Source organism: Clostridium sp. DFI.1.208, from assembly GCF_024463855.1.
Taxonomy (GTDB): Bacteria; Bacillota_I; Bacilli_A; order Erysipelotrichales; family Erysipelotrichaceae; genus Clostridium_AQ.
This window is the reverse complement of the sequence record NZ_JANGCA010000249.1, coordinates 1-311: the sequence shown is the minus strand read 5'-3', so window position 1 is coordinate 311 and position 311 is coordinate 1. Positions and strand designations below refer to the sequence as shown.

1 protein-coding gene is annotated in these 311 nt (G+C 43.7%); it reads right to left on the bottom strand.

Annotated features, from left to right (window positions below):
• The coding region (gene whiA, locus NE665_RS24250; protein ID WP_256302751.1) for a DNA-binding protein WhiA at nucleotides 1–311 on the bottom strand (311 nt) is incomplete at both ends.

Sequence of the window (311 nt, the reverse complement as noted above, 5' to 3'; positions counted from 1 at the left end):
TCCTGCCAAACAGATCCGGCGTCGGAATCAGCTTCCATATGAATTTTGCCAAATCCACATTCTGGGTACTGATTTCCAGATGGTAATTGGATTTGCTTGGAGAATTCACTGACCCTCCGGCCAGAAACGCACCCGCCAGATATGCTCTTGCACAGCATTCCTTGCGTACCATCTTGCTGGAGGGATGATTTTGAAGTCCGCGCTCTGTCATAATTTCCAAATCACGAAGAATTTCCATCACCTTGTTTTTCACACGGATTACATAGATATTGTTTTTCTTCAGCTTCATCTTTTTTATGACAGAAAGCTGT